The sequence below is a fragment of the Enterocloster citroniae genome (assembly GCF_040545455.1).
GTDB lineage: Bacteria > Bacillota > Clostridia > Lachnospirales > Lachnospiraceae > Enterocloster > Enterocloster citroniae.
Window position 1 is genome coordinate 47,499 of the sequence record NZ_JBEPLZ010000016.1, and the last position, 23,535, is coordinate 71,033.

20 protein-coding genes are annotated in these 23,535 nt (G+C 49.4%); 16 read left to right on the top strand and 4 right to left on the bottom strand.

What is annotated here, in order from left to right; all coding sequences use genetic code 11:
* Positions 1 to 11 precede the first annotated feature (11 nt).
* The 4 genes from era to ABID13_RS18820 all read left to right on the top strand — a co-directional run bounded on the left by era (position 12) and on the right by ABID13_RS18820 (position 3,913).
* Complete coding sequence (era, locus tag ABID13_RS18805) at positions 12 to 923, top strand: GTPase Era (RefSeq protein WP_007867538.1); 912 nt, start codon at positions 12 to 14, stop codon at positions 921 to 923.
* 101 nt (positions 924 to 1,024) lie between these two features.
* Positions 1,025 to 1,675, top strand: coding sequence for a DNA repair protein RecO (gene recO, locus ABID13_RS18810; RefSeq protein ID WP_048929384.1), 651 nt, complete (start codon positions 1,025 to 1,027; stop codon positions 1,673 to 1,675).
* 158 nt (positions 1,676 to 1,833) lie between these two features.
* The gene (locus ABID13_RS18815; protein ID WP_082173805.1) at positions 1,834 to 2,487 is read left to right on the top strand and encodes a hypothetical protein; all 654 of its coding nucleotides are present in this window, start codon (positions 1,834 to 1,836) and stop codon (positions 2,485 to 2,487) included.
* Positions 2,488 to 2,524: 37 nt separating this feature from the next.
* Entirely contained in the window at positions 2,525 to 3,913 is a 1,389-nt protein-coding gene (locus ABID13_RS18820) for a glycine--tRNA ligase (RefSeq protein ID WP_048929382.1), read from the top strand.
* 113 nt (positions 3,914 to 4,026) lie between these two features.
* Here ABID13_RS18820 and ABID13_RS18825 read toward each other — a convergent pair whose 3' ends face one another.
* Both ABID13_RS18825 and ABID13_RS18830 read right to left on the bottom strand, forming a co-directional pair.
* Entirely contained in the window at positions 4,027 to 4,908 is an 882-nt protein-coding gene (locus tag ABID13_RS18825) for a phosphatidylserine decarboxylase (RefSeq protein WP_040417159.1), read from the bottom strand.
* Positions 4,909 to 4,965: 57 nt separating this feature from the next.
* A complete protein-coding gene (locus ABID13_RS18830; protein WP_195415372.1) occupies positions 4,966 to 5,595 on the bottom strand; it encodes a CDP-alcohol phosphatidyltransferase family protein in 630 nt (209 codons plus the stop codon).
* 215 nt (positions 5,596 to 5,810) lie between these two features.
* Between ABID13_RS18830 and ABID13_RS18835 the strand changes: the two genes are divergently transcribed.
* Positions 5,811 to 7,349 carry a sensor histidine kinase gene (locus ABID13_RS18835; protein ID WP_045092354.1) on the top strand — a complete coding sequence of 513 codons (1,539 nt, stop codon included), beginning with the start codon at positions 5,811 to 5,813 and terminating at the stop codon, positions 7,347 to 7,349.
* The gene (locus tag ABID13_RS18840) at positions 7,321 to 8,010 is read left to right on the top strand and encodes a response regulator transcription factor (protein WP_007867519.1); all 690 of its coding nucleotides are present in this window, start codon (positions 7,321 to 7,323) and stop codon (positions 8,008 to 8,010) included. The genes ABID13_RS18835 and ABID13_RS18840 overlap by 29 nt, the downstream gene beginning before the upstream one ends.
* A gap of 544 nt (positions 8,011 to 8,554) precedes the next feature.
* Here ABID13_RS18840 and ABID13_RS18845 read toward each other — a convergent pair.
* Positions 8,555 to 8,677: a hypothetical protein gene (locus tag ABID13_RS18845; RefSeq protein WP_270289294.1), complete on the bottom strand. Its 123-nt coding sequence runs from the start codon at positions 8,675 to 8,677 to the stop codon at positions 8,555 to 8,557.
* 381 nt (positions 8,678 to 9,058) lie between these two features.
* Here ABID13_RS18845 and ppdK point away from each other — a divergent pair, with 381 nt between their 5' ends.
* Positions 9,059 to 11,689: a pyruvate, phosphate dikinase gene (ppdK, locus tag ABID13_RS18850; protein ID WP_007867518.1), complete on the top strand. Its 2,631-nt coding sequence runs from the start codon at positions 9,059 to 9,061 to the stop codon at positions 11,687 to 11,689.
* A 139-nt stretch (positions 11,690 to 11,828) separates the two neighbouring features.
* Here the strand turns inward: ppdK and ABID13_RS18855 are convergent, their stop codons facing one another.
* Positions 11,829 to 12,746, bottom strand: coding sequence for an AraC family transcriptional regulator (locus ABID13_RS18855; protein ID WP_007867515.1), 918 nt, complete (start codon positions 12,744 to 12,746; stop codon positions 11,829 to 11,831).
* A gap of 126 nt (positions 12,747 to 12,872) precedes the next feature.
* Between ABID13_RS18855 and ABID13_RS18860 the strand changes: the two genes are divergently transcribed.
* From ABID13_RS18860 to ABID13_RS18900, 9 genes are all read left to right on the top strand, one after another.
* Positions 12,873 to 14,069 carry an MFS transporter gene (locus ABID13_RS18860; RefSeq protein ID WP_007867514.1) on the top strand — a complete coding sequence of 399 codons (1,197 nt, stop codon included), beginning with the start codon at positions 12,873 to 12,875 and terminating at the stop codon, positions 14,067 to 14,069.
* On the top strand, positions 14,023 to 14,922 hold the full coding sequence (locus tag ABID13_RS18865) for a PHP domain-containing protein (protein WP_007867512.1): 900 nt from the start codon (positions 14,023 to 14,025) through the stop codon (positions 14,920 to 14,922). Before ABID13_RS18860 ends, ABID13_RS18865 begins: the two co-directional genes overlap by 47 nt.
* Before the next feature lie 42 nt (positions 14,923 to 14,964).
* Positions 14,965 to 15,309 carry a TIGR04076 family protein gene (locus ABID13_RS18870; RefSeq protein WP_048929381.1) on the top strand — a complete coding sequence of 115 codons (345 nt, stop codon included), beginning with the start codon at positions 14,965 to 14,967 and terminating at the stop codon, positions 15,307 to 15,309.
* Between the two features lie 235 nt (positions 15,310 to 15,544).
* Entirely contained in the window at positions 15,545 to 18,457 is a 2,913-nt protein-coding gene (locus ABID13_RS18875; RefSeq protein WP_048929380.1) for a hypothetical protein, read from the top strand.
* A gap of 131 nt (positions 18,458 to 18,588) precedes the next feature.
* Positions 18,589 to 20,271 (top strand): histidine kinase N-terminal 7TM domain-containing protein, encoded by a 1,683-nt coding sequence (locus ABID13_RS18880; RefSeq protein ID WP_048929379.1) that lies wholly within the window; start codon positions 18,589 to 18,591, stop codon positions 20,269 to 20,271.
* 26 nt (positions 20,272 to 20,297) lie between these two features.
* On the top strand, positions 20,298 to 20,930 hold the full coding sequence (locus ABID13_RS18885) for a response regulator (protein WP_007867493.1): 633 nt from the start codon (positions 20,298 to 20,300) through the stop codon (positions 20,928 to 20,930).
* Between the two features lie 142 nt (positions 20,931 to 21,072).
* Entirely contained in the window at positions 21,073 to 21,975 is a 903-nt protein-coding gene (locus tag ABID13_RS18890; protein WP_045092388.1) for a DMT family transporter, read from the top strand.
* Between the two features lie 120 nt (positions 21,976 to 22,095).
* Complete coding sequence (locus ABID13_RS18895) at positions 22,096 to 22,854, top strand: SIR2 family NAD-dependent protein deacylase (protein WP_007867490.1); 759 nt, start codon at positions 22,096 to 22,098, stop codon at positions 22,852 to 22,854.
* 90 nt (positions 22,855 to 22,944) lie between these two features.
* Positions 22,945 to 23,523: a L,D-transpeptidase family protein gene (locus ABID13_RS18900; RefSeq protein WP_048929378.1), complete on the top strand. Its 579-nt coding sequence runs from the start codon at positions 22,945 to 22,947 to the stop codon at positions 23,521 to 23,523.
* The last annotated feature ends 12 nt before the right edge of the window (positions 23,524 to 23,535 follow it).

A 23,535-nucleotide genomic window follows, 5' to 3' on the forward strand; every position in this document is an offset into this window, starting at 1 on the left:
AGGAGAGATAAATGGAAGAAAATACACAGAAGAAATCCGGCTTTGTAGCCCTGGTAGGACGGCCGAATGTGGGAAAATCCACCTTGATGAACCATCTCATTGGCCAGAAGATCGCCATTACGTCTGATAAGCCCCAGACCACCAGGAACAGGATACAGACGGTTTATACGGATGAGCGGGGACAGATCATTTTCCTGGATACCCCCGGAATCCATAAAGCAAAGAATAAACTGGGTGAATATATGGTCAATGTGGCGGAGCACACCCTGAAGGACGTGGACGTGGTCCTGTGGCTGGTGGAGCCCACCACCTTTATCGGTGCGGGGGAACGCCATATAGCCGAGCAGCTGAACAAGACCAGAACGCCTGTGATCCTGGTCATCAACAAGATCGATACGGTAAAGCAGCAGGACGAGATCCTTACCTTTATGGCGGCTTACAAGGACGTGTGCCGGTTTGCGGAGATCGTGCCCCTGTCCGCGCTGAAGGATAAGAACACGGACCTGCTTACTGAACTGATCTTCAAATATCTTCCCTATGGTCCCCAGTTCTATGATGAGGATACGGTGACCGACCAGCCCATGCGCCAGATCGCTTCTGAGCTGATCCGGGAAAAAGCGCTGCGCCTGCTGAGCGATGAGATCCCTCACGGCATTGCGGTGACCATTGAGAAGATGAAGGAACGCCCCAACGGCATCATTGACATTGATGCCAGCATTGTGTGTGAAAGGGATTCCCACAAGGGGATCATCATTGGCAAGGGCGGAAGCATGTTAAAGCGCATTGGAACCGAGGCCAGGAAGGACATCGAGCATATGATGGATACGCAGGTCAACCTGCAGCTGTGGGTCAAGGTAAGGAAAGAATGGCGTGACAGTGATCTGTATATGAAGAACTATGGCTATGACGGCAAAGATGTGTAATAATATGTTGTATTTACAACGAATGTATGGGAGATACCACGTATAATAAGGGTTAGATGGAAGTAAGGTCTGATGGTACTGCAGGAGGGAGGGATACTGAAATGAGAGAAACAGTGACACTGACTGGAATGGTTCTCATATCAGCCCCTTCCGGGGATTATGACAGGAGACTGGTATTGCTGACAAGGGAGCGGGGGCGGATCACCGCCTTTTCCCATGGCGCCAGGAAGCCTGGTAATGCCCTGATGGCTGCCAGCAGGCCTTTTTCCTTTGGCACCTTTTCCATGTATGAAGGGAGATCGGCCTATAACCTGCAGTCGGCACAGATCACCAACTATTTTGATGAACTGTCCATGGATATGGAGTGCACCTGCTACGGCTCCTATTTTCTGGAAATAGCAGATTATTTTTCCCAGGAAAATATGGATGGGACGGAAATGCTCAAACTGCTGTACCAGTCCCTGAGGGCCCTCTTAAAACCAGCCATACCCAACCGCCTGGTGAGGCGGATCTTTGAACTGAAAACCATGGTCATCAATGGAGAGTATACGGAAACGCCTCCCTCCCCTGTTTCGGAATCCTGCAATTATGCATGGGAGTATGTGGTCTGCTCCCCGGTGGAGACCCTGTATAAATTCGTCTTAAAGGAAGATGTGATGAGGGAATTTGATGGGGCGGTGGACAAAAGCAGAAGATATTATGTGCATCATGAGTTTAAGTCCCTGGAGATTTTAGATATGCTCACAACATAAAATCCATGTTAAGGCTTGAAATTATAGGATGTTAAGGATATAATATCCGGGTAGGATCGGCTCCCCTGGATGTATTTGGGAAATGTCCCGGCAAAAGGGACGAAAGATACAAATCCATGGAACAGTCCTTAAGATGTTTGATCACGAAAGGAACGGGTATGAAAAAAATCGGATACAGGTTGCTGACTCTTGTGACCGCGGCAGTCCTTATGACCGGCTGTGCCGGACTGGGCTCATCGGGCGGGGCAAAACCCACGGAGAACAGCGTTATGATAGAAAAGGACGGCAGCGTCCGGTGGCAGTCTGTGGAAACCTATGAGGCAGGCGATTACATCGAGGAGGAAATGACCGCATTCCTGGAGCAGCGGATCAGTGATTACAACAGCTCCCTGGGAAAGGCGGCATCGTCCAGAAATTCAGAGGGGGAACAAAAGCTTCCCGTGGCATTGGTGTCAGTCAGCCTGGAGAGCGGAAAAGCCTATTCCGTGACGGAATATGATGCAGCAAACCGCCTGGTGGAGTTTGCACAGGAGATCGGTGATTACAATGTGACCTTCAGCGCCCTGGAGTCAGGAAGGGCCGCGGTGATGGGCCAGCAGATGGAGGGAGTCTCCTTTCTGGATGAAAAGGGCAAGGCGGCGGATTCCGCCGCGGTTCTGTCTGACGGGCAGAGAATCGTGGTAAAAGCAGAGGGCCCGGGGATCATCAAGGCAGAGAAAAAGATTATGTATGTCAGCGAGGGCTGTGAGCTGAGGGATTCCAGCACGGTGAAGACACCGGAGGAAGGCACCAGCTTTATTGTTATTAATTAGTATTTAATTTAAAGAAGATAAAAGAGAGGATACGGATATGGAAAAGACAATGGAGAAGATCGTGGCGCTTGCAAAGAACAGGGGCTTTGTATATCCCGGTTCTGAGATTTACGGCGGCCTTGCCAATACCTGGGACTACGGTAACCTTGGTGTAGAGCTTAAGAACAATGTTAAAAAGGCCTGGTGGCAGAAATTTGTAATGGAGAGCCCCTACAATGTAGGCGTGGACTGCGCCATTTTGATGAATCCTCAGACCTGGGTTGCCAGCGGACATCTGGGCGGTTTCTCCGATCCCCTGATGGACTGTAAGAAATGTAAGGAACGGTTCCGCGCCGACAAGCTGATCGAGGACTTTAACGATGAGCACGGCATACAGATGGAGGGTTCCGTGGATGCATGGTCACAGGAGCAGATGAAGCAGTACATTGATGACAACAATATCTGCTGTCCAAGCTGCGGTGCCCATGACTTTACCGAGATCCGCCAGTTTAACCTGATGTTTAAGACATTCCAGGGCGTGACCGAGGATGCTAAGAACACGGTTTACCTTCGTCCTGAGACGGCCCAGGGTATTTTTGTAAACTTTAAGAATGTTCAGAGAACCTCCAGGAAAAAGGTTCCCTTTGGTATTGCCCAGATCGGAAAGTCCTTCCGCAACGAGATCACGCCGGGTAACTTTACCTTCCGTACAAGGGAGTTTGAACAGATGGAGCTGGAGTTCTTCTGCAAGCCCGATACGGATCTGGAATGGTTTGCTTATTGGAAGCAGTACTGCATCGACTGGCTGAAGGCCCTGGGCATCAAGGATGAGGAGATGCGTGCAAGGGATCATGAGAAGGAGGAGCTCTCCTTTTACAGCAAGGCGACCACTGACCTGGAGTTCCTGTTCCCATTTGGCTGGGGAGAGCTGTGGGGAATTGCGGACAGGACCGACTATGACCTGACACAGCACCAGAATGTATCCGGACAGGATATGTCCTACTTTGATGATGAGAGCAAGGAAAAGTACATCCCATATGTGATCGAACCGTCCCTGGGCGCTGACCGTGTGACTTTGGCATTCCTGTGCGCAGCCTATGACGAGGAGGAGATCGGCGAGGGTGATGTGAGGACCGTGCTTCATTTCCATCCGGCCATTGCGCCTGTAAAGGTAGGGGTGCTGCCTCTTTCCAAAAAGCTGAACGAAGGGGCGGAGAAGGTATATGTCGAACTCTCCAAATACTTTAACTGTGAGTTTGACGACAGGGGCAATATCGGTAAGAGATACAGAAGACAGGATGAGATCGGCACCCCCTTCTGTGTGACCTATGATTTTGACTCCGAGGAAGACCATGCAGTGACAGTACGTGACAGGGATACCATGGAGCAGGTAAGAATCCCCATCCAGGGACTGAAGGATTACTTTGCTGATAAGTTTATGTTTTAAATAAAAATAGCCGGATAAAGGCCGCACATCCTGAAATTCTCATGGGATGTGCGGCCTTGTGTGCTGTAAATATAGTTTTTGTAAATATAGCTGCGGTAAGCATCCGCAGGGGATCAGGGGCGTCTTCCGATGGCTTCACCCATCTTTACCTTGGTTTCGATATCCAGGGCGGTATTGCGCAGAATATCCTTGTCAACGGTGGCCTGTCCTGGTTCAAACAGCAGGATCACAGTGGATCCGCCAAAGGCAAAATACCCCTTTTCCTGACCGCGGAACACATCCAGTCTGGTATATGCCTTGTGATGGTTTACAATCTTTCCCACCATCATGGCTCCCACCTCCATCATCAGTACGGTTCCGAATCCACGGGATCTGAGCAGGGAATATTCCCTTGTATTCTCTTTGTACACAGGCCGGCATACGGCTGCTGCCGGATTTACTGTGTGCAGCACGCCGGGTATCCTCCGGTAGGAGGAGCGCAGACCGCTGTCAATATAGGCGTAGCGGTGATAATCGGATACGGTGAGACGAAAAACCAGGGCAGTGCCGCCCATATAGCGGGATGCCAGCTTATCATCCCTTAGAAGCTGGGACACCGTATAATCCGTATGTTTGATGGACAAATGCTGCTTTCGGCTGATGGGATATGCGCTGACCAGTCCGTCACAGGGACTGCAGAGTATGTCCGGGTCCTGGCTGAAGGGTCTGGCCGTCTCCTTCAGGGAACGGGTAAAAAAGGCATTAAAGGACCGGTATGCTCCACCGGCCGGAGTTTCACAGCCTCTCAGGGAAATGCCGGAGGATCGGACAAAAGGCCTGATCAAGAAAGTGGATAAGGGGGAATCCAGGAAATATCCTCCGATTCTGGATATGCAGGGATGGACCAGGGGCTTAAGGATCAGGCACCCCGGAAGGCTGTTGTAAAGAGTCCTGAGCAGCTTATCCTGAGTGTTTTCCCTCCCATGGATATGTCCGGACCTGTCTGCGTATTTCATTGAACCACACCTTTCTTTTGATTGATATAAAGACAGGGGAATCATAGAAAGACTCCCCTAAAAAAAGTAAATCTTAGCCAGCGCCACCGCAACCAGGGCAATGAAAAATGAAAGCAGTTTCCATCCCGGTTTCCGCAGCTGGAAATTGATGATGAACAATAGACCCACGGTCAGGATACAGATGTGCAGTTCCGACAGGAACCGGTGTCCAAGCAAGGGCCTCAGGGTACAGAACAGCGGAAGGATAATGGAGATGGATGTAATGGGAAGCCCCTGATAATACTTGCGGGCCTCGTCTGTCTCGTCCTGGCGGTGCTCCTCCATCACATTAAAAAATGCCAGCCGTATGACTCCGGCAGTGAGATAAAAGACCAGGATACAGACTCCGGCGATTCCCCTCATGCCCATGGAATAACATAGGATCATGGGAAAAGCCCCAAAACAGACAACATCGCACAGGGAGTCGATCTGGATACCGAAGCGTTTCTCATCCTCCGTGCGGTTGGGCTTGGTGCGGGCCACTTTGCCGTCAAACATGTCGCACAGGCCGGAAAAAGCCAGGCAGAACAATGCGTATTTGGCAAATCCCTGGACCGTAAGAATCATTCCCAAGGCAGCGCTTGCCAGCCCCATGTATGTCAAAACCACGGTGTAACTGTAAAAACCAATCATATCATAAACCCCAATCATTACTGCTTTTTCGCCCTTCTGTTTCATGGGCAATAGTACTATTATATCAGAAATCACAGAGGAAACAAGGAAAACAGGTGAGTTATTAATAAAATTTATAATAGTTTTATAAACGATTATAAGTAAATGTGATATACTAGCAATAGCGGCTGACGTCTGTCTTTTATATATGGATAAGGCGTACCGCAAGTAGATGAAGGAGGATGGGACTTATGAAATTAAAGACCCGTCTTGCAGTAGCATTTTTGACCATTACCATTGTACCCATGATGCTGTTTTACCTGATGGCGGTTGTGCTCAGCAATTATCAGGCAAAATCGTTTATTAAGGAGTATGACCTTTCGGAGCCCGTGGATTTCTTTTCCGGCAACTCCATGCAGATTTTCAACCGGCTGACCAAACGGTCCCAGGAGGATATCCGGAAAACCCTGGATAAGAATCCGGGGCTGTACAGTGATAAGGAGTATCTGGATACCATTAATGCGGAGCTGAAAAATCACTATGCCTATCTGGTGGTGATCAGAGAGGATGCCATTATCTATTGTGGGGATAATAATATTATGGAAGACGAGGCGCTGTGCGCGCAGCTTCCCCACTTTGGCGCCATGAAAAGTGAAACGGATGGCGGTATCTACCTGGACGGCGGCATCTATCTGGACGGAGAGAGCCAGCACCTGATCAAGCGGATGGACTTTGACTTCCCCGATGGGGAGGCGGGCAGTGCCTTTATTATCTCCAATGTGGATGACCTGGTGCCCGAGGTGAAGTCCATGCTGAGGGAGATGCTGATACTGGGCGCCATGATTTTGGTCATAGCAGGGATTGCCCTTACGCTGTGGGTGTACCGTTCCATTCTTAGCCCTCTTAACAAGCTTCAGGAAGCCACTAAGAAGATACGTGACGGCAACCTGGAATTCACATTGGAAGTGGATGCGGATGATGAGATCGGCCAGCTGTGCCAGGACTTTGAAGAGATGCGTATCAGGCTCAGGGAGAACGCGGATGAGAAGGTGCAGTATGACAAGGATAATAAGGAGCTGATCAGCAATATTTCCCATGACCTGAAAACGCCGATCACGGCCATCAAAGGGTATGTGGAAGGGATCATGGACGGCGTTGCATCTTCACCGGAAAGACTGGACAAATATATCCGGACCATTTACAATAAGGCTAATGATATGGACCGTCTCATAGATGAGCTGACCTTTTATTCCAAGATTGATACCAATAAGATCCCCTACACCTTTTCCAAGATCAATGTGGCCCGGTATTTTAAGGACTGCGTGGATGAGGTGGGATTGGATATGGAAGCCAGAGGGATCGAACTGGGATATTTTAATTATGTGGATGAGGATGTGGTGGTGATTGCTGACGCGGAACAGATGAAGCGCGTTATCAACAATATTATCAGCAACTCTGTGAAGTATCTGGATAAGAAAAAGGGTATTATTAATATCCGGATAAAGGACGTGGGGGATTTTATACAGGTGGAGATAGAGGATAATGGAAAGGGAATTGCAGCAAAGGATATTCCCAATATCTTTGACCGGTTTTACCGGACTGATTCCTCAAGAAATTCATCCCAGGGCGGAAGCGGTATTGGCCTGTCCATTGTGCGCAAGATCATAGAGGATCACGGGGGCCGTATATGGGCCACCAGCAAGGAAGGAATTGGCACGGAGATTCACTTTGTCCTAAGAAAATATCAGGAGGTTATACAGGATGAGCAAGATACTGATCGTGGAAGATGAGGAGAGCATAGCGGAGCTGGAAAAGGATTATCTTGAGCTTTCCGGGTTTGAGGTCGAAATTGAGAATGACGGGACCGAGGGACTTGACAAAGCCCTTAAGGAAGACTATGATCTGCTGATTCTGGACCTGATGCTTCCCGGCACGGACGGATTTGAAATCTGCAAACGGGTGCGGGAGGTAAAGAACACGCCAATTATCATGGTCTCAGCCAAAAAAGAGGATATTGACAAGATACGCGGCCTGGGCCTGGGCGCTGATGATTATATTACAAAGCCCTTCAGCCCCAGTGAGATGGTAGCCAGGGTCAAGGCCCATATGGCACGGTATGAAAGGCTGATCGGCAGCGGACAGCCGTCCAACGAGATGGTGGAAATCCGCGGTCTGAAGATTGACAAGACAGCGCGCAGGGTATGGATCAACGGCGAGGAAAAGACATTTACCACCAAGGAATTTGATCTGCTTACGTTCCTGGCCCAGAACCCCAACCATGTGTTTACTAAGGAAGAATTGTTCAGCAAGATTTGGGACATGGAATCCATCGGAGACATTGCTACTGTAACGGTGCATATTAAGAAAATAAGAGAAAAGATTGAGTTTAATACAGCCAAACCCCAGTATATTGAAACCATTTGGGGGGTTGGATACCGGTTTAAGGTGTGATATTGACATAGCACTTGATTTGGTGTAGAATAATACTAGCTAGGAAGTTAAGTATGTCCATTTGGGCACAAAGCGAAATCCCGTGTATGCCAGTACACGGGATTTCTTTTTGGCTAGCTGTCTTTATGGTTTCGGTCTAGCCATTTGCAGATATAGTAGCCAGCTATGCCTGCCATGACCGAAAGAAGGAAGTTAAATATGTAATCCATTTGCGCACCTCCTCTCTGCTGGAGAGAGTCGACAGCATATCCATTATATCGTATTATAATAGGCATGTCTACGGAATCGGCAGGGTGATTTTGTATCTTTTCCTCTTGGTAGTATAAAATTCCCGTACTACCACAAATACTACCGAAAGTTACACAGTTAGAAAAAAATAAGAGGAAAAGAAACGGTAATATAGGGAAAATGCATAGAGATTGCATGGCTAAAAAGGGTATAAAATTTTAGAAACGGTTATACATGGTACAGGTTATCGTATACCGGTTTAAGGTGTAAACATTGTGCGGTATTTGATGTAAAATAAACGTAGCAAAGAAAGTAGTTAAGACCATGTGGTCACAAAGCGAAATCCCGTGTATGCCAGTATACGGGATTTTTTGCATACGCCGCCCAGACCGTCCGCCCGGAATCCTATGTTCCATCCCAAATATCCATAGGGTTCCATATATTCCGCCAACTGGTACATTTGCCCATTGGGAGGGGGAAACATTGTAAGTGCTTACATGGAAGCGGTAAGGACAGGGGGATATAAAAAGAAAGAAGAATAGGGCCTGATGCACAAATTAGCGTACATCAAGGCCTATATATTCGTATATGCGAATTGATAACGGATATGTGAAAATGACAGAAAATGAAAGTACTTACAGTGCCATTTTACTCTAAATTTAACAAATTTTCATGGAAAACCTCTTTACTCAAGAAATGTTTGTGATATAATGGACGAGGTGGACGGACATGGTAGAAGCATTTGTTCTGTCCAGAAAGAAAGACATATTTTTTAGAGAGTAGAAAGCCAGTCTACAAGAACATGAGGAGGAATTAACTTATGGCAAAATGGGTTTATAAGTTCCATGAAGGCAGCGCAGCAATGAGAAACCTTCTTGGCGGCAAGGGCTGCAACTTAGCAGAGATGACAAACCTGGGAATGCCCATTCCACAGGGATTTACAGTTACAACAGAGGCTTGTACCGAGTACTATAACTGCGGCAAGCAGATTTCCGATGAGATTCAGAATCAGATCTTTGAGGCCATCACATGGATGGAAAGCATCAACAACAAGAAGTTTGGCGATACAGAGGATCCGTTGCTGGTGTCTGTTCGTTCCGGTGCCCGTGCTTCCATGCCAGGTATGATGGATACCATCCTGAACCTGGGGTTAAATGACGTTGCTGTTGAGGGATTTGCAAAGAAGACCGGCAACCCAAGATTTGCGTATGATTCCTACCGCAGATTTATCCAGATGTATTCCGATGTTGTTATGGAAGTTCCAAAGTCCCACTTTGAGAAGATCATTGATGCGATGAAGGAAGCCAAGGGCGTACATTTTGACACAGAGCTGACAGCAGATGACCTGAAGGAACTGGCTGACAAGTTCAAGGCTGTTTACAAGGAAGCCATGAACGGTGAAGAGTTCCCACAGGATCCAAAAGAGCAGCTGATGGGCGCTGTTAAGGCCGTATTCCGTTCCTGGGACAACCCACGTGCCATTGTATACCGCCGTATGAACGATATCCCCGGCGATTGGGGTACTGCAGTTAACGTTCAGACCATGGTATTTGGTAATAAGGGCGAGACCTCCGGTACAGGTGTTGCGTTTACACGTAACCCATCCACCGGTGAGAAGGGAATCTACGGAGAGTACCTGATCAATGCACAGGGCGAGGACGTGGTTGCAGGCGTTCGTACACCACAGCCAATCTCCAAACTGGCAGAAGACCTTCCGGAGTGCTATGAGGAATTCATGAACCTGGCCATGAAGCTGGAGAATCATTTCCGCGACATGCAGGATATGGAGTTCACCATTGAGGAAGGCAAACTATATTTCTTACAGACACGTAACGGCAAGAGGACTGCTCCGGCAGCGATCCAGATTGCCTGCGATTTAGTAGATGAGGGAATGATCACTCCTGAAGAAGCAGTGTGCAGGATCGAGGCCAAGTCCCTGGATCAGTTGCTGCATCCTACTTTTGTTCCGGAAGCCCTGAAGGCCGGCGAAGTGATCGGAAGCGCTCTTCCTGCATCTCCTGGTGCTGCAGCTGGTAAGGTATACTTTACAGCTGATGAAGCTAAGGATGCCGGCAAGGGCGGCAGAGGCGAGAGGGTTATCCTGGTTCGTCTGGAGACATCCCCTGAGGATATCGAGGGTATGCATGCTGCACAGGGTATCCTGACTGTACGCGGCGGTATGACAAGCCATGCAGCAGTAGTTGCACGTGGCATGGGAACCTGCTGTGTATCCGGCTGCGGCGAGATCAAGATTGATGAAGAGGCTAAGGTATTTGAACTTGGCGGATATACATTCCATGAGGGAGATTACATTTCCCTGGATGGTTCCACAGGAAAGATCTACAAAGGCGATATCGCTACACAGGAAGCAACTGTAAGCGGCAACTTTGAGAGGATCATGGAGTGGGCCGACAAGTTCAGAACACTGCGTGTCCGCACCAATGCAGATACTCCTGCAGATACACTGAACGCTGTTAAGCTGGGCGCTGAGGGCATCGGCCTTTGCCGTACCGAGCATATGTTCTTTGACGCGGAGAGGATTCCGAAGATCCGTAAGATGATCCTGTCCGAGACAGTTGAGCAGAGAGAAGAAGCATTGAATGAACTGATCCCATTCCAGAAGGGTGATTTCAAGGCAATGTTCAAGGCTCTGGAAGGCAGACCAATGACTGTACGTTACCTGGATCCGCCGCTGCATGAGTTTGTTCCTACCGATCCGGAGGACATCAAGGCTCTGGCAGAGGATATGGGAATGACAGTGGAAGCTGTTAAGGATAAGTGCGCTGATCTTCATGAGTTCAACCCAATGATGGGTCATCGTGGCTGCCGTCTGGCTGTTACCTACCCTGAGATCGCAAGAATGCAGACAAGAGCAATCATGGAAGCAGCGATCGAGGTTAAGGAAGAGTGCGGTTATGACATTGTTCCTGAGATTATGATCCCATTGGTTGGCGAGAAGAAAGAGCTTAAGTTTGTTAAGGATATCGTGATCGAGACAGCTGAACTGGTTAAGAAGGAAAAGAATTCCGACATCCAGTATCACATCGGCACCATGATCGAGATTCCAAGAGCAGCACTGACCGCTGATAAGATCGCCGAGGAGGCAGAGTTCTTCTCATTTGGAACCAACGACCTGACACAGATGACATTTGGCTTCTCACGTGATGATGCAGGCAAGTTCCTGGATTCCTACTACAAGGCTAAGATCTACGAGTCGGATCCATTTGCAAGACTGGATCAGGACGGCGTTGGACAGCTGGTTAAGATGGCAGTTGAGAAGGGACGCTCCACAAGAGCAGACCTTAAGTGCGGCATCTGCGGCGAGCACGGCGGAGATCCTTCATCCGTAGAGTTCTGCCACAAGATCGGCCTGAACTATGTCTCCTGCTCACCATTCCGCGTTCCCATTGCTCGTCTGGCAGCAGCTCAGGCGGCTCTGAACAACAAATAAGCGGCCGTTTGTCCGGTTGAAAAATATACTTGATTATTAAGAAGTGCCTGATATCATAAAATCGGCAAAAGAAATCATATGTCCATGCGGGCACAAATCGAAAACCCCAGAGCAGCAACGCTGGGGTTTTCTTTTGTCTTCAGCCATCGTCCTCGGCTTTTTTATTTCGTTTCCGGTATTCCCTTGGAGTACATTGAAAGAAGCGCCCAAACATCTGTGAAAAATTGCTGGAACTGTTAAACCCGCACTGTCCTGCGATCTCTGAAACGCTGCTGGCCGGACTGCGCAAAAGCATGGCCGCACCCTGGGTCACCCTGTACTTTAACAGATACTGCATGGGTGAATTCTGGATTACCCGTTTAAAGCACCGCAGGCATTCGCGCTCCCCAATGTCCGCGGCTCTGGCTATCTGGGACAGGTCCAGGTTTTCGTGAAAATGGTTTTCTATATAATCCAGCATTTTCTGCATGCGCAGACTGTCTGAGTCCAGTTCCGAATCCCCGGAGTCAATTTCCTTTTCATAGGCCCTGTACAGGTGGAAGATCAGATGGGACAATTTCTCCCTGACCACAAACTCATATCCCGGTGTTTCCGCGGATAATGCCTGAAATGCGGCTATAAACTCTTCCTTGGGGCTGATCTCATTTCCGGGTATGCGGTCAAAGGGGCAGCCGTCAAAGGAACAGCACTGGATCAGAGGGGCAATATACCTGGTTCCAAAAACAGAGTCCTCGCTCCCTGCCACCAAAAGAGGGTGAAACACAAGGGAGTGCAGGCTGCAGGCAGGCTCTGCTGCTGCAAAATGCAGGATGTTGGAATTGATCACAAAGCCTTCCCCCTGCTTTAGGTGAAAGGTTTTTCCGGGGATCTGCAATTTCAGTCCCCCGGATCCTACATATAGGATCTCCATCTCCGCATGCCAGTGCCAGGGAATCACGTCCTCTTCTTTGTGGGTATAGTCCGCAGCATAGCCGGCAATGGGAAATTCAGGCGTTCCATGAGGCTGAAGTTCCCTGTTGGCGCGGTTCAAATTCAGGATGCATTTTTGCAGTCCCATATAATCTCCTCCCTGATCTGCGATGATTAGTCGCTTTTCTTATATTATAGGTCGATTTTTCAGTTGAATCAAGTGAAGAAAGACGGTATTCTTTTGATGGATAAGAGAAAAATGCAGGAGGATGAAATGTTCCAATTATTGTTGGTTATTATTTATATTGCTTTTATCAGTCTGGGGCTTCCGGATGCCCTTCTTGGGTCGGCATGGCCCTCCATGTACAGGGAACTGCATGCAGGTGTGTCCTATGCCGGGATCATCAGCATGATCATTGCCGGCGGCACCATTGTGTCCAGCCTTTTCAGTGACAGTCTGATCAGAAAGCTGGGGACAGGGGCAGTGACGGCCATCAGTGTTGCCATGACTGCGGCTGCGCTCATGGGGTTTTCCGGTTCCCACACCTTTCTTCAGTTGTGTCTTTGGGGGATTCCCTATGGATTGGGAGCTGGAAGCGTGGATGCCGCCCTTAACAATTTTGTGGCCCTCCACTATGAATCGCGTCACATGAGCTGGCTCCATTGCTTCTGGGGGATTGGTGCAACAGCGGGTCCCTATATCATGGGGCTTTGCCTGATAAATGGATTAAAATGGAACCACGGTTACATGGCAGTGGGGGTAATCCAGATTGTTCTGGTGATCTGTCTGCTTATATCCCTCCCTTTGTGGAAAGTGAAAACAGACACAGGCAGAGGGATGAGCGAAGAACATAAAGGCATGAACCTAAGGGATGCCCTGAGGCTTCCCGGAGCCAGAGGGGTATTGACCGCATTTTTCTGCTATTGTGCCCTGGAGGCCACTACGGGTCTCTGGGCCAGCAGCTATATGGTGTTCTTTAAGGGGATTCCCGCTGATACGGCAGCTAAATGGACCTCGCTGTTTTACCTTGGCATCACGGCCGGCCGTCTGGCCAGTGGTTTTGTTACTGACAGGCTGGGAGACAAAACCATGGTGCGGATCGGTCAGCTGACCGTGTTCTCAGGGGTAGTGCTTCTGGCATTTCCTTTTGGTCATGGAGCGGCTTTGGCAGGACTGGTCCTTACAGGGCTGGGATGTGCGCCCATCTATCCCAGCATGCTGCATCAGACGCCGGACCATTTTGGGGCGGAGAACTCCCAATCCATCATGGGGCTTCAGATGGCCTGCGCATATATGGGCTCCACCTTTATGCCGCCTCTGTTTGGTCTGGGCGCTGAACTGATCAGCGTAAGGATATATCCTTTTTATTTAATGGTATTTGTATGTTTGATGATCATAATGACGGAAAGGGCGGGAAAGATTCATGCAGACAAACCGGATAGACTTACACATGCACAGCTTTTACAGTGATGACGGGGAGTGTTCTCCCCGGGAACTGGTGGGGAAATGCCTTGAGAGCGGTATAAAGGTTATGGCCATTGCGGACCACAACAGTGTCCGTGCAAATGAACAGGGAAAAGAAGCTGCAGGAGATGCGGGGATCACATATATCCCGGCAGTGGAGATCGACTGTACCTATGAGGGAGTCAATTTCCATGTGTTGGGATATGGGATCGATTATACCAGCCCTGATTTTGCTGGAATAGAGGACAACATTTCCCGTCAGGGGGCGGCGGCTTCCGTAAAGATGCTTCATGCAACCAGGGCGCTGGGATTTGAGGTGACCGGTGAGGAGATGGCTGCTTTGGCCGGGAACAATTATTGGAAAGACAGATGGACCGGGGAAATGTTTGCCGAAATTCTTCTGGATAAGACAGAGTACAAGGAGCACCCCATGCTCATGCCTTATCGTCAGGGCGGTGAACGGGGGGATAATCCGTATGTGAACTTTTACTGGGATTATTACTCCCAGGGAAAACCGTGTTATGTGGAGATGAGATATCCCGGACTAGGGCAGATTGTGGAGACGATCCACGGGAATGGCGGGTATGCGGTACTTGCCCATCCCGGTGTGAATTTAAAGGGACATGAGGAACTGTTAAGGCCCCTGATCGAAACAGGGCTGGACGGGATCGAGGCATTCAGCAGCTACCATTCCCGGGAACAGGCCCTGGATTTTTACAACCAGGCCAGGAACCACAACTTATTTTATACCTGTGGAAGCGATTACCATGGAAAGACAAAGCCATCGATTTATGTGGGGCAGCATGGATGTGTGATACCCTATGAGGAAGTGCTTGGGCAGCTGGGCGGACTGTGTTAGTATCATAAATGAAATATGATATAAAGGCGGAGGTAAGATAACATGAAGAAGGTAAAGATAACTGTGCTGAAGACTACATTTGACCAGGAACTGGCAGATGAATATGGGGTTGAGGGCCTGTCTGCCTGTCCCATGATGAAGGAAGGCCAGGTCTTCTATGGGGATTATGCAAAACCGGAGGGCTTCTGTGATGAGGCGTGGAAAGCCATATACCAGTATGTGTTTGCCCTTTCCCATGGTTCCGGCAGGGAATTGTTCTATTACGGGGACTGGATCAGGAAGTCGGGGGTTGCGGTCTGCAGCTGTAATGATGGGCTGCGCCCGGTTATTTTTAAGCTGGAGGCAACGGACCAGGAATCACAGATGGATTATGAGCCTGTGAGATAGAGCGTATCCGGAATATAAATTGAATGAACATGTATGACAGCCATTGGCGATCAGATGCTTATGTATGGGCAGGAGATCACTAATGGCTGTTTTGGACTTGTGAAATGCCCCGGCGCATACAGGACAGGAATGACATATGTCACTCTTATAATGACGTATAACATCTAGGATTACCCGGGACTATTTTCTATAATAAAGACATGAAAAGGAGATATTCTGGGAAAGGGGAACGGGTATGGAGATTATAATGATATTACTTGTGTGGTTTGCAGCTCCTTTTGTGGAGCTGGGCATCATAATCGGACTGGCGGTGAAGATCAGCCATCAGAAGAAAAAAATAGAACAGCTCACAGAATGGCTGAAACAGCAGAGGTTTGCGGCTTTTGGCAGAGACGGGACTAACGGATGTGGGGAACAGGAAACGTGTAATGAGACCTTACAGCAGGTTCCCATACCCTCTTCCCGGACCGATCTGTGGACGGCGCCCGGGGGGAATGAAATACAGACGGCGGACCGGGAAGGATCTGCGGACCGGGAAGCACCCGCGGACCGAAAAGCACCCGCGGACCGAAAAGCACCCGCGGACCGAAAAGCCTTAGAACATAATGTGATAAATGCGCGCAAGGAAAAACGCTGTAAGAGAAATGCGGCACCGGATTCCACATTTTATCAGGGAACGGCAGCGCTGGTGATCGGGGTCATCTTCGTGGTGTTGGCCGGATTGATCTTTGCTACCACGGCATGGCATATGCTTCCCAGCTTTTGCAAAGTTATAATGGCTTTTGGGTTTGCGGGCCTGTTCTTTGGGGCGAGCCTTTTGGCAGGAAGGGTTTTTAAAATCAAAAGGACAAGTCAGGCTTTTTACATACTGGGCAGCGTATTTTTGTTCCTGACCGTGCTGACAGCAGGCTACTTTGGACTTTTGGGACCGGAGTTCATACTAAAAGGTGAGAACAGATGGCGGGTTCTGTGGGCTGGAAGCATTGTGACGGAAATGGCCATGTTTGCAGGGCTGAAGAATTTCCAGGACAGGATTTATACCCAGGCCTGCCTGTGGGGAATGACGGTGAGTATGACATTCCTGATGGGAGCATTGAAGCTGAGCTGCGGGGCATGTATCAATGCCATGGTATACTATTCCTTCCTTTTGGTTGCCTGGGATGCGATCCGCAGAAAGAGGACAAAAGGGGATAGGGGAAAACAGGGGGTAGATGGAACGGGCGTATCCCGGCCAATGCTGGATGCAAGGCTGGATGAGGGATTCCGCTTTTTTGTACCCCTCCATTTTTGGATATTCAGTGCGGCCATGGCGTTTCAGGCTGCTTTGGGATTCATGGGAACCTTCACAGGTCATATGGTTTTCTCACGGTTTCCAATCACTTTATGGAGTATGGTTGGCCTTGGAATGGCAGCAGCGGGTATTGCCATTATTGCCTTGAGGAACAGGACTCCCTTTATGCAGACTCTGCACAGTGTTTCACTGGCTGTGTTTTTCCAGTACGCAGGATTGGGCATGCCGGTGGATTTTACTTACCAGTTGCTGATCGGGGCGGTATTGACCGGAGTATGTTTTTTGGCTGAGAGGAAAATGGGCAGTCCGCTGGGCAATTTAAATGGAGAATGTATCTTTACAGCAGGTTTGGCGGTGGACACGGCACTCTTAATACGTATCTCCCTGTTTGCACAAAATGGGACGGGGGAGCAACTGGCAGCTTCTGCATCTATCATACTGCTGGCAGCGGTGGCAGCGGATTGGAGCAGAGGATATCCTTTGCTTCGCGGAGTTATTCCTTTTATCCTGTTTTTCCTCACTGTTACGGGAAGGACAGCGCTCATACGGTCCTTTGACCTTCCAATCAGATATGATGTGTGTCTGATGGCCTTTACAGCGGCTGTGTCGGTATGGGATGTGGTTAAAAGGGACAGGTTCCAAATATCCGTGCTGGTGATCGGAACAGGGGCGCAGGCGGCCTTTTGGATGATCGGTTGGGGACCGCTGCCGTTTTTTATCCTCCTGTCAGCATATCTGTTGGCTGTATCCTTACATCAGGAGGAGGAGATGAGGAAATGGTATTTAAAAGGAAGCTGTATCTATTCTCTGGCCGGTGTGTTCATTGTTGCAGGCAGCATGACAATAAACAGTGTATTGCAGATGATGTGGGTAACCGGAGTATTTGCAGCAGAGTATGCAGTTGTATATTACCAGTGCAGAAAATGGACAAATGGTAAATTTTGGGATACCACAGGGGTTATTGTATTGGCTATGACCATGGGTGCATTTTATATAAATCCGTATCTGGCACTTTGGAACCTGATTCCCTGTATGGCCAGTTTTGCGGTATTTTATATGATGTTTTACCGGAACGGCCGTATCTGGCCTCATCTGGCAGCGGCCCTGTCCGTGCTTCCCGTGCCTGTGATCGTGGCTGGACGGTATGATGTGACCGCAAACCAGCTGTATGCTTTTACAGCCCTGATTCCTCTGGCCACCGGAATCCTGTTCCGCTGTTACAGACCGGTCATAAGCAGGCGGGAGACTATCCCTGTTTCATGGGACGTGGACTGGTTCCATATCCTGGTTATTCTGATCATCCTGCCAGTGACATGGTCCCAGAACCGGGGATGGAGCTGTGCATATACGTTTCTGACAGCCTTGTACGTACTCCAATACACGTCCCTGAAGCAGTACAGGAAAGAGGCTTACACCCTGGCCCTGTGTCTGACGGTTCTGGCGTTTTGGAGACAGCCCTTTGTGGAGTGGCCTCAGGTCATATGGCTGGAGATACAGCTTTTGCCGGCAGTGATCCTTACCCGCCTTCTGTCTGTGATATGGAAGGGTGAAAAGTTCCTTCCATGGCTTCAGACCGCGCTTTACAGCCTGTGTCTGGCTGCGCTGGTTCTGGACGCGTTTCACACGGGAAATGTGGCAGATGCCCTGATCCTGGAAGCCATATGTCTGGCTGTCTTCCTGTGGGCCCATATTGGGAAATGCACCAGGTGGATCCGTATCTCAGGCATTATCATCATTACCGTGGCCCTGTATATGACAAAAGACTTCTGGCTCAGTCTCTCCTGGTGGATATACCTGCTGGCGGCCGGTCTTGGACTCATTCTGTTCGCAGCAGTCAATGAAATGAAAAAGCATTAATCTTTTGACACACTATCGTTATAAGGCTATAATCAAAGGGACAGACCAATCGTGTATGCAGACTGTGCACAGCGGCCTGTCCTGTTGTCTGCCTTTTTGCAGAGGGGATCATACCCAAGGAGGTTTGGAACATGTTGGATATCATGCTGAGGACCGCATATCTTTTAGCCATTGGCCTGTCTCTCTATACATCGGGATGGCTGATCATAAAGGCGGATAAAAACAAGACCACGGGAGCCTTGGCGGTATGCCAGCTCCTTATCATAATATGGTGCATTCCCCAATTGTTTTCTGCCCTTCCCATGAATCGGGGAATGAAGTACCTGGCTTATGTTATTTCCTATCTGGGCATTAGTTTTATTGGCCCTGCCTGGCTGGAATTTGCTTTTTTGTACAGTAAAAGGAAATTAAACCATTGGGCGGAGAGTCTTCTGTTTGGCATTTCCGCCGTGAATTATTCCATTCTTCTCACCAATGAATATCACCACCTGTTCTATATCATGTTTGAAGTGGAACAGGTGGTCTATGGCCCTGTGTTCTATATTCATATGGCATACACATACCTTTGCGTACTGGCTGGCATGGCGGTGGTACTAATGACGTTTAAAAAGAACCGGGTGGCATTGTCCCACATGGCAGTGATCCTTTTGTCGGCCGCAGTACCGCTTGGGTTTAACCTGCTCTACATGACTGGACTGGTCAGGAGCGGTTTTGACCTGACGCCCCCGGCATTTGCCCTGTCCAGCATCCTGATGCTGCTGGCCGTTTTCCGCTATGATTTTCTGGATGTGAATACCATGGCCTATGAACAGATCTTTGATACGATTTCAGAAGGGGTGGTGGTGTACAACCAAAGGGGGAAGATTACATACTGCAATGAAGCCGTGAAAACGTGGTTTGGATTGAGGACCGGCGATGAAGCAAAGGAGATGTGGAACATGCTAAAGGACAGGGGGATCCGGGTGGATGGAGAGCCGGGAACGGGCCTCCGTCACCCCGGCATATCGGACACCCAAGATCCCGTGGCAGGCAGCACGGTCCTTACCCTGGATGACGGGCATGAGAAACGGAAATTGGAAGTCAAACATTACAACTGCTGTGATAAAAAGGGGAAGATCGTGGCAGGAACTGTGATGTTCTCGGATGTGGGACGATATTATCAGCTTTTGGAGCAGGGAAGAGAGCTGGCAGTATCCAACCAGAAACTGGCTATTGAACAGGAACGCAACCGCATTGCACAGGAGGTACACGACACAGCCGGTCATACCCTGACCATGATCAATTCCCTGTTAAAGCTGATCCGTATCGATTACGAAAGCGGGGGCACGGGCGCTGGTACGGGAGAGTATCTGTCTCAGGCCCAGGAATTGGCAGGAAGCGGTATCCGCCAGCTGCGCTGTTCCATTAACAATCTCAGGCAGGGAGAATCCTATGGACTGATCACACAGGGCGTCTACCAGCTGGCCGCAAGCGTAAAGGAGATCGAGGTGGAGGTGGAAATACAGGGCGAGGACAAACAGGAGTATTCTTATCTGTCGCCTGTTGTGTATGAAAGCCTCCGGGAAGCGATCACCAATTGTCTCAAGTATGCAGAAGCCACCCATATGGATGTGATCCTCAAATTCAGCAGCAGTCTTAACTTCTATATATTTGACAATGGCCAGGGATGCAGCAGCATAGAGGAGGGAAATGGATTGAGCGGTATCCGCCGGAGGGTGGAACGGGCTGGGGGCAAGGTTAGAACCATATCCGGAATAGGGGAAGGTTTTCAGATTTATATCAATCTGCCCCTGCGGGATAGGGAGTCCGCGTAGCGGCAGATAAAAGAGAGGGGGATTTTATGATAAAGGTAGTGATCGCTGATGATATCCAGATACTGAGACAGGGGCTTAAGGCGATCCTGGAGCAGGACAGTGACATTCAGGTGGCCGGATTGGCAGCGGACGGCAGGGAGGCATGGCAGCTATGCAGGAAGGTGAAGCCGGATGTGGTTCTGATGGATATGCGCATGCCCCAGTATGATGGAAGCTACGGAATTGCAAAGATCAAGGAGGAGTTTCCGGATATCAAGGTCCTGGTGCTCACCACTTTTGATGACAGGGAGACGGTGGACGCGGCTGTGTGCAGCGGGGCGGATGGATACATCCTAAAGGAGATGGAGGACGATAAGGTTATCCAGTCCGTAAAAACAGTATGCGCCGGTATCCGGGTGTTTGGAGGAAGCGTATTTGAAGGCATGCGCCGACAGATGGCGCCCTCGGGTTTTAGGCCGGATCAGGCCATGGACCTTACGCCCAGGGAGCGGGATATCATGCGGCTTGTGGCCCAGGGCATGGACAACCGGGAGATCGCGGCAGAGCTTTTCCTGGCGGAGGGCACTGTGCGCAATAATATCTCCCGTCTCTTAGAAAAGCTGAAACTGAAGGACCGTACCCAGCTGGCTGTTTTTGCAGTGAAGAACAATCTGGATTAGACTGCGCTTCTATATACCATGAGCAGCGGTCAAAGCTATGGGCGGGATGATCCGTGATCTTAAAATCACTTTCATCTGGACTGTGTAAGGGGATTGTGGTAGAATAACGGCAATGACCAAGAATAAAGGCAGGGTACCCCAGATGAAATTTTTAGAAAAACATCCGTTGATAATGATCGTGATCGGAATAGCCGGTATCTCCTTATCGGCTATTTTTGTTAAATATTCCCAGGCGCCATCTGTTGTCACAGCCTTTTACAGGCTTGCGTGGACCGTTGTGCTTATGACTCCGGTGGTTTTGGGAAAAAAGGAATGCAGGCAGGAACTGATGGGGGCCAACAGAAGGACCGTACTGCTGTGCGCTGCCAGCGGTCTGTTCCTGGCCCTGCATTTCACCTCATGGTTTGAATCCCTGACCATGACCTCGGTGGCCAGCTCCACTGCAATTTCATGTACAGAGGTCATATGGGTGGCCATGGGATACGCACTCTTTTTAAAAGGAAAGGTTTCCCTGGCAGCGGTGGGAACGATTTTTGTGACCGTTGGCGGGAGCATGCTCATTGCGTTTTCCGATTATTCATCAGGAGGAGACCACCTGTTTGGGGATATCCTGGCCCTGGCAGCTGCCATATTCTGTTCCGTGTATACCCTGATCGGGCGTCAGGTCAGAGGCTATATGTCCACCACGATTTACACCTATATTGTATATGTGTTCTGCGCCCTGGCCCTGGGACTTGCCACTGCTGCCAGCGGGTTGGCGTTTACAGGGTACGGTATGCGTTCCGTGATGGTGGGATTCCTTCTCAGCGTATGCTCCACCCTGTTAGGGCACAGCATTTTCAGCTGGTGCCTTAAATTCCTCTCCCCCTCCTTTGTATCTGCTTCCAAGCTGTGTGAGCCTGCCGTGGCCGCTTTGTTTGCCCTTTTCCTTTTTAACGAAGTGCCAAAACCGCTTCAAATCATGGGGGGAGCGGTTACAATCGGGGGTGTTCTTCTTTATTCGCGGGTTGAGAAGAAAGAAAATGATAAAAAAAATTGTCAATAGTATGATAAATGCGCCGAAAACTGTGGTAATTATCTGGAAAAAATTATATAATAGTGATAATAAGATACAATGGTAATCTTCCCGGAAGATGATTTCGGGCAGCCGGAAGGAGGTATCACTATGAATGAGAAAAAAACTCATGAGAAAATATCTCATTTGAGGAGAATTCTGGATGACAGTACCTATACAGTGGCGCTCTGTGGCTCCGGTATGATGGAAGAGGGCGGTTTTATAGGCATTAAGAAGCAGGATAAAGCCTATGACATTGAGAACCGGTACGGTTATGGTGTGGAGGAGATGTATTCCAGCGCATTCTACAATACCCGTCCGGAACAGTTTTTTGAGTTTTACAAAAATGAAATGCTGCACAACGCACCCAGGGACACTCCCACCGGCCCGGCTTTGGCGGCCATGGAGCGGGACGGGAAACTTCAGTGCGTGATCGACAGCAACATTTACGACAGCCCCCGCAGGGGAGGCTGCCGCCAAGTGGTCAATCTCCACGGGAGCATTTATCAGAACCAGTGTCCCAGGTGTAAGAAAAAGTATCCTTTGTCCTATATCATGAACGCCAGGCGCGTCCCCATCTGTGAAACCTGTAATATCCCTGTAAGGCCCATGATATCCCTGGTGGGAGAGATGGTGGACAGCCAGAACATGACAAAGACCACGGAGGAGATCACTAAGGCAGATGTGTTGCTGCTCCTTGGAACAACCATGGCCTCCGAGGTGTTCAGACAGTATATCAAGTATTTTACAGGAAGCCATATCGTGATCATACATAAGCAGGAGCACTATCTGGACAAAGAGGCGTCCCTTGTGATCCTGGATTATCCTATGAATGTGCTTCCAAAACTTGGATATGGGGAAAAAGCTTAGGATTTCCTTTCAATTTTATTACGTCAATTCCATTTTCTGGTTCATGTGGTATAATTGCCCCAGGCATAAAACCGTATAAGGAGAGCGTATATGAGGAATATCCGTAAACGTCTGGGGCTGGGGATACTGTCCCTGGCATTGTGGGCAGCAGCCCCTGTAAGCGCCATGGCCGGACAGGCAGGGCCGGGGGCGGTTTATCAACCGTCTGTGAACGGTATCAATATCTATGTAAGCAAAAAAGAAAACACAGTGACCCTGAGCCGTTACAGTGCTGTGATCGGTACATGGCCGGCTAAACTGGGCAGGGAATCGGCCACAGGGGACAAAGTGCAGCAGGGGGATGAGATCACCCCTTCAGGCAAGTTCTATGTGTGCACCATGAATGACAAAAGTCAGTATTATCTGGCATTGGGGTTGTCTTATCCAAATATTGAGGATGCTGAGAGAGGCCTTGCGGACGGTCTGATCAATCAGGAACAGTACCAGGACATTGTGGACGCAAACAAGGCAGGAGAAAAGCCGCCCTGGGATACGCCTTTGGGCGGAGCCATTGAAATACATGGAGAACAGGGAGGCGGCACTGCGGGATGTATTGCCGTGACCAATGATGTTATGGATACGCTGTGGCAGTACTGTAACTTGGGAGTGCCGGTTACCATCGGTCCTTAATGGAGACAACAA